The sequence below is a fragment of the Streptomyces niveiscabiei genome (assembly GCF_001419795.1).
GTDB lineage: Bacteria > Actinomycetota > Actinomycetes > Streptomycetales > Streptomycetaceae > Streptomyces > Streptomyces niveiscabiei.
Map to the genome: position 1 here is coordinate 1 of NZ_LIRL01000345.1, position 5,517 is coordinate 5,517.

Genomic DNA, 5,517 nt, shown 5'->3' on the forward strand with positions numbered 1-5,517 from the left:
CCCCGTGACGTACCCGGCGTACCACCAGGCGACGCCGCGCAAGCGCCCCACTCACGGCACCACGTCCCCGGTCACGTACGTCCTCCTGATCACGGCCCCCGCGGTGATCGCCGTCGCGGCGCTGCGACCGCGCTGACGGCTGCCGCACGCGCCACCCCGCCCGCCTCACCCTCACGCCACCAAGGAGGCCCCCTTGCCCGAATGGCTTGTTCTCACCCTCTCGATGGTCGCCGCTGTCGCGGTGGTCATCGTCGTCGCGTTCCTGCGCCAGCGCACCGCGGCGGAGGACGAGGACCCCTCGGAGACGCCGGACGTCATCGAGTACATGACGATGTGGATCGGCGTCGTGTACGCGATCGTGCTGGGGCTGGCCATCGCGGGCGTGTGGGAGGCGAGGAGCGCGGCCCAGGACCACGTCCAGGCGGAGGCGCAGGCGCTGCACGAGATCTCGGAGCGGGTGCGGGTGTACCCGCCGGACGTCCGCGACAAGATCCGCGCCGACGTGAACGCGTACGTCGGACACATCGTCGACGTCGAGTGGAAGACGATGAAGGACGAGGGCGAGATCAGCGGCAAGGGCGACGAACTCCTCGGCAAGCTGCGCGCGGACGTGACGGACTACCAGGCGACGACGGACTTCCAGGCGCAGCAGTACCAGCCGCTGCTGGACCAGGTCGCGGCGGCCGACCAGGCGCGCACGGCCCGCGCCGACTCCATCGACCCGACGATGCCGGGCGTGGTGTGGGGCGGTCTGCTGGGCGGCGGGATCGTGACGATCGGCATGGTCTTCGCGCTCCAGATCCGCCGCACCCCGAGGGAGCTGATCCTCGCGGGCCTGTTCTCCGCGCTGATCGCCTTCCTCCTGTTCCTGATCTGGGACTTCGACGCGCCCTACAGCCGGGGCATCACGGCGTCGGCAGAACCCTTCCTGCACTTCTTCCCGGACGCGAAAGGCTGACGACGCCTCATCCGCCACGCCGCCCAGGTCCCCTGACCGGCCCATACAGATGCCCCATTCGCACGACACCGATCGCGCGTACGCACACCTGTTCCTAGCGTTTCGGTCATCGAGGTGCATTCCAGGCGCGAGCGGAACAGGTCCGCGAGCTGCTCCTCGGGGACCGGAGGATTGACCATGCGCGCGATACGCGTCGCCTCGGCCGCACTGCTGGGCGCGGGCGCCCTGGCCTTCACCGCACCGACAGCGGCGGCGGGTGACTCCAACGCGTTCGGCTTCAGCGTGATGCCGTCGACGATCGCGGCGGGCGGCCAGGTCACGCTCTCGGTGGACCGGGGCAACGGCAACTGCGGCGGGACGGTGATCGTGTCGTCCGGTGTCTTCGACACCGTGCGCATCCCACCCGACCGCTCGCAGTCCACGGCGACCGTCGACTGGGACGCCCGTCCCGGCGCCGCGTACCGGGTGACGTTCACCTGCAACGGCGGCGACAGCGGCACCGCCCAGCTCACGATCGCGGGCGGCCGGACGCCCACGCAGCAGCCGTACCCGCTCTACCCCCCGAACCGGGGTGTGCACGCCGGTGAGGGCGGCACGGTCGGCGGCTTCGACCTGAAGGAGCTGGGTCTCGGCACCCTGCTCATCGTCGGGTCGGTCGGCGCGGCCTACCACTTCTCGCGCCGCCGCACGGGCGAGGACGGCGGCTGAGGCTCCTCAGGCGCCACGTTTTCGGCCCGGTCCCTCCTCAGAGGGCCGGGCCGAAAACGTTTCTCCAGAAGAGGGCTTCAGATACGGCGCTCCGCGCGCCGCCGCATCCAGAACACCCCGCCGCCGACGAGCGCCGCCGCGACGAGCCCGCCGCCGATCGCCATGTCGGTCGGCGTGGCCCCGGTGGTGGAGCTGCCGCCGATCCCGCCGCGGACGCCGCCGAGGACGGTGAAGACGCCGGGGAAGGTACGGGTGCGGCCCTCGCAGGTGGTCGTCACGGTGTACGAACCGGCGTTGGCGAAGGAGTTGACGCGGACGGTGGCGGTGGCCGTGTTGCCGCCCATCGAGGTCAGGGTGGTGGTCGGGAAGGCGTTGGAGCTGACCGTGGAGCCCGGCGTGGTGCAGGCGTTGTTCCCGCCGCCGTTGACGGTCAGCACGAGCTGGCCGCCGCGGGCGATGACGCTGGGCGCCGAGGTGACCGACGTGGGGTCGGTCCAGGCCGAGGCCGTCGGGGCGGCGAGGCCCAGGACGGCGCACGCGGCGGCCGAGGCCGCCAGGGCACGAGTGGTACGCATGGTTCCTCCGCGGAAGGCGCCCCGGGGCACGTCCCCGGTCTGTCGGCGAGAGAACGCCTCCCGGACCGACCCTCAGATGCCGTGCGGGCGCCCGCATTTCGGGACTGGTCCGTCCTGGTGAGCGACACGCCGTACGACCTCCGCGCAATCGCCCATCGCCGCAGGTCACGGACCGTCAGAAATTTCCTGTGGCCGTCGACTCGGATGGCGCACCGACCCGTCCGGCGGCCACCCGTTCGCCGCGCTCTTGTCGCCGGTCGGCGGGGACCGTCCTAGCGTTTCCGGCAGGCGCTAAGGGACGCGGCGACGGCCGTGTCGGAAGGGGCTGGCGAATGTCGGGTTACGAGCTGTCCGAGGCGGAGGAAGAGGAAGAGGCGCGGTCGCGCAAGCGCGCGCCGTGGGGCGTGATAGCGCTGGTCCTGCTGACCGGCCTGGCGCTCATCCGCAACGGTTCGGGCGAGTTCGACGCCGGTCCGCCGCAGCCGGCCGCCGCTGCCGCCGCCGACGGCCGCACGGGCGGTCTGACGGGGAGCGTCTTCGACAAGGCGCCGGGTCCGCTGCCGTACTCGGTGCCGGAGCGGGTCGCCATCCCGGCGATCCGGGTCGCCGCCCCGGTGATGCCGGTCGGCCTGGACGCGGCGGGGTGGGTCGACGCGCCGCCGCCGGAGGACCCGAACCTCGCGGGGTGGTTCACCGGCGGGGTCTCGCCCGGCGAGAAGGGCACGGCCGTCGTCGTCGGGCACGTCGACAACAAGCTCGGTCCCGCCGTCTTCTACGGGCTCGGCGCCCTCAAGAAGGGCAACAAGGTCGAGGTGTCCCGCAAGGACGGGAAGACCGCCGTGTTCGAGATCTACGGCATCGAGGTCTTCGAGAAGAAGAACTTCCCGGGCGATCGCGTGTACGCCTCCAAGGGCGCCCCGGAACTCCGGGTCATCACCTGCGGCGGCGGTTTCTCCAAGGCCCACGGCTACGCCGGGAACGTCGTCGTCTTCGCCCGCCTGACCGGGGTCCGCTGAGCGGTCCCGGCCGGGCGGGCGCCCGCTCCCTCAGGCGGGGTGCCTGGGCGGCACGGTGACGTGGTAGCCGGAGTCCAGCAGCCGGGGCAGGTACCGCCTCAGGGCCCGCACACTCTGCGTGCGGTCGCCCCCGGCGTCGTGCGACAGCACGACCACGCCCGGCGCGGCGCCCCCGGCGACCCGGCTCACGATGGTCCCGGTCCCCGGCGTCGTCCAGTCCAGGGTGTCCACGGTCCACGCGAGGGGCTCCATGCCGAGGTCGGCGCCGATCTGGAACGCGGCCCGGTTCCAGGCGCCGTACGGTGCCCGGAACCAGCGCGGCTTATCCCCGTACGCGTCCTCGATCACCTCGCAGGTCCGCTGCATCTCGGACCGGATGCGGCTGCGGCGCAGTTTCGTCAGGAGGGGATGCGACCAGGTGTGGTTCCCGACGACATGCCCTTCGTCGGCCATCCGGGCCAGCAACTCCTGGTTGTCGGCGGCCATTTCGCCGCACACGAAGAACATCGCGTGGACGCCGTACTCGCCGAGGGTGTCGAGGATGGCGGGCGTGTAGCGGGGGTCGGGCCCGTCGTCGAAGGTGAGCACCATGGTGTTCCCGCGCCCGGAGACTTCGAGGATGGGCTTGCGCCGTACGGCCGGGCGCGCCGGGCCCGGGGCGGGCGGCCCGAACCCGGTGACGGGCTGAAGGCGATAGGCGGACGCCTTGAGGGGAACGCGCCGGGCGGGAGCCCCGGCGGCGGGAGCGGGGACGGTCTCCTCTCCCCCGCTCAGCCCCAGGGTCACGGCTCCGGCAGCCCCGGCAACCGCGACGCCCGCACCCCACAACACCCGACGCCGTGTGAACACCTGATCTTTCTTCATGGCTCATACGTCACCCGCGCGGCGACAGGCCGACCTCCGCGACACCGGTATGGCGCTGCTTTTCCACTCAGCCAGCCGATGTCACCTTCTGCGGACCAGCGGGAACGGCAGAGTCTCCCGGATCGTCAGGCCCGTGACGAACATGACGAGTCGGTCCACGCCGATTCCCAGTCCCCCGGTGGGCGGCATCGCATAAGCCAGCGCCTCCAGGAATTCCTCGTCGAGTTCCATCGCCTCCGGATCGCCGCCCGCCGCTTTCAGGGACTGTTCCGTCAGGCGCCTGCGCTGTTCCACCGGGTCCGTCAATTCGGAATAGGCCGTGCCCAGTTCCGTCCCGAACGCGACGAGGTCCCAGCGTTCGGCGAGCCGGGGATCGGTGCGGTGCTGCCGGGTGAGCGGGGAGACGTCCGTGGGGAAGTCCTTGTAGAACGTCGGCAGCAGCGTGCGTTCCTCGACGAGCCGTTCGTACATCTCCAGCACGACGTCCCCGCGCCCGTCCCCGTCCCCGTACGGCACCCCGGCGCGGTCGCACTGCCGGCGCAGAGCCGTCAGCTCCGTATCCGCGCCGATCTCTTCTCCGAGCGCCTCGGAAATGGCCCCGTACACGGTCTTGACGGGCCACTCCCCCGCAATGTCGTACTCCTCGCCGCCTTTGCGGATCACCGGGGTTCCGAATGCGGCTTTGGCCGCGCCCTGGATCAGTTCGCGGGTCAGGTCGAGCATGACGTCGTAGTCGGCGTAGGCCTGATATGCCTCCAGCATCGTGAACTCGGGATTGTGTTTCGGTGAGACGCCTTCGTTGCGGAAGGTCCGGCCCATCTCGAAGACCTTTTCCAGGCCGCCCACGCAGAGCCGTTTGAGATACAGCTCGGGGGCGATCCGGAGATAGAGGTCGAGGTCGTAGGCGTTGATGTGGGTGGTGAACGGGCGGGCGTTGGCGCCGCCGTGGATCTGCTGGAGCATGGGCGTCTCGACTTCGAGGTACCCGCGGTCGAGGAGGCCGCCCCGCAGCGCCTGGACGACGGCCGCGCGGGCGCGGATCGTGTCGCGGGCGGCGGGGCTGGTGACGAGGTCGAGGGCGCGCAGGCGGACCTTGGCCTCGGGGTCGGTGAGGCCGCGCCGTTTGTCGGGGAGGGGGCGCAGGCACTTGCCGGTGAGCTGCCAGCCGTGGACGAAGACGGTCGGCTCGCCCTTGTCGCTGCGTCCGGCGGTGCCCGTGCAGCTGACGAGGTCGCCGAGGTCGACGTCGGCGCGGAAGCGGTCCGCTTCGGTCAGCGCGAGCTGGTGGTCGCCGGACCAGTCCCGCAGGGTGACGAAGACGATGCCCCCGAAGTCGCGGACGCGCAGGACCCGCCCGGCGACGGTGACCTCGTCGCCCTCGCGGACGTCCGCGAGG

General features: G+C 71.4%; 6 protein-coding genes. 3 read left to right on the forward strand and 3 right to left on the reverse strand.

Annotated features, from left to right (window positions below; all coding sequences use genetic code 11):
- Nucleotides 1–193: 193 nt before the first annotated feature.
- Nucleotides 194–958: a bestrophin-like domain gene (locus AOK24_RS17620; protein ID WP_055721031.1), complete on the forward strand. Its 765-nt coding sequence runs from the start codon at nucleotides 194–196 to the stop codon at nucleotides 956–958.
- A 177-nt stretch (nucleotides 959–1,135) separates the two neighbouring features.
- Complete coding sequence (locus AOK24_RS17625; protein WP_055721032.1) at nucleotides 1,136–1,666, forward strand: hypothetical protein; 531 nt, start codon at nucleotides 1,136–1,138, stop codon at nucleotides 1,664–1,666.
- A gap of 77 nt (nucleotides 1,667–1,743) precedes the next feature.
- Here the strand turns inward: AOK24_RS17625 and AOK24_RS17630 are convergent, their stop codons facing one another.
- Nucleotides 1,744–2,241, reverse strand: coding sequence for a hypothetical protein (locus AOK24_RS17630; protein WP_055721033.1), 498 nt, complete (start codon nucleotides 2,239–2,241; stop codon nucleotides 1,744–1,746).
- Between the two features lie 332 nt (nucleotides 2,242–2,573).
- On the opposite strand from AOK24_RS17630, the gene AOK24_RS17635 reads away from it, so the two are divergent.
- Nucleotides 2,574–3,257 carry a class F sortase gene (locus tag AOK24_RS17635; protein WP_055721034.1) on the forward strand — a complete coding sequence of 228 codons (684 nt, stop codon included), beginning with the start codon at nucleotides 2,574–2,576 and terminating at the stop codon, nucleotides 3,255–3,257.
- Between the two features lie 30 nt (nucleotides 3,258–3,287).
- On the opposite strand, the gene AOK24_RS17640 is transcribed toward AOK24_RS17635, so the two are convergent.
- Both AOK24_RS17640 and lysX read right to left on the reverse strand, forming a co-directional pair.
- Nucleotides 3,288–4,121 carry a polysaccharide deacetylase family protein gene (locus AOK24_RS17640; protein ID WP_055721035.1) on the reverse strand — a complete coding sequence of 278 codons (834 nt, stop codon included), beginning with the start codon at nucleotides 4,119–4,121 and terminating at the stop codon, nucleotides 3,288–3,290.
- A gap of 81 nt (nucleotides 4,122–4,202) precedes the next feature.
- Nucleotides 4,203–5,517 (reverse strand): bifunctional lysylphosphatidylglycerol synthetase/lysine--tRNA ligase LysX (gene lysX, locus AOK24_RS17645; protein WP_063799473.1); only part of this gene is annotated, 1,315 nt, incomplete at its 5' end.

Excerpts from the sequence above, each read along its gene's own strand:
- AOK24_RS17625 (WP_055721032.1), top strand. The coding sequence starts at position 1,136 with ATGCGCGCGATACGCGTCGCCTCGGCCGCACTGCTGGGCGCGGGCGCC.
- AOK24_RS17630 (WP_055721033.1), bottom strand. The coding sequence starts at position 2,241 with ATGCGTACCACTCGTGCCCTGGCGGCCTCGGCCGCCGCGTGCGCCGTC.
- AOK24_RS17635 (WP_055721034.1), top strand. The coding sequence starts at position 2,574 with ATGTCGGGTTACGAGCTGTCCGAGGCGGAGGAAGAGGAAGAGGCGCGG.
- AOK24_RS17640 (WP_055721035.1), bottom strand. The coding sequence starts at position 4,121 with ATGAAGAAAGATCAGGTGTTCACACGGCGTCGGGTGTTGTGGGGTGCG.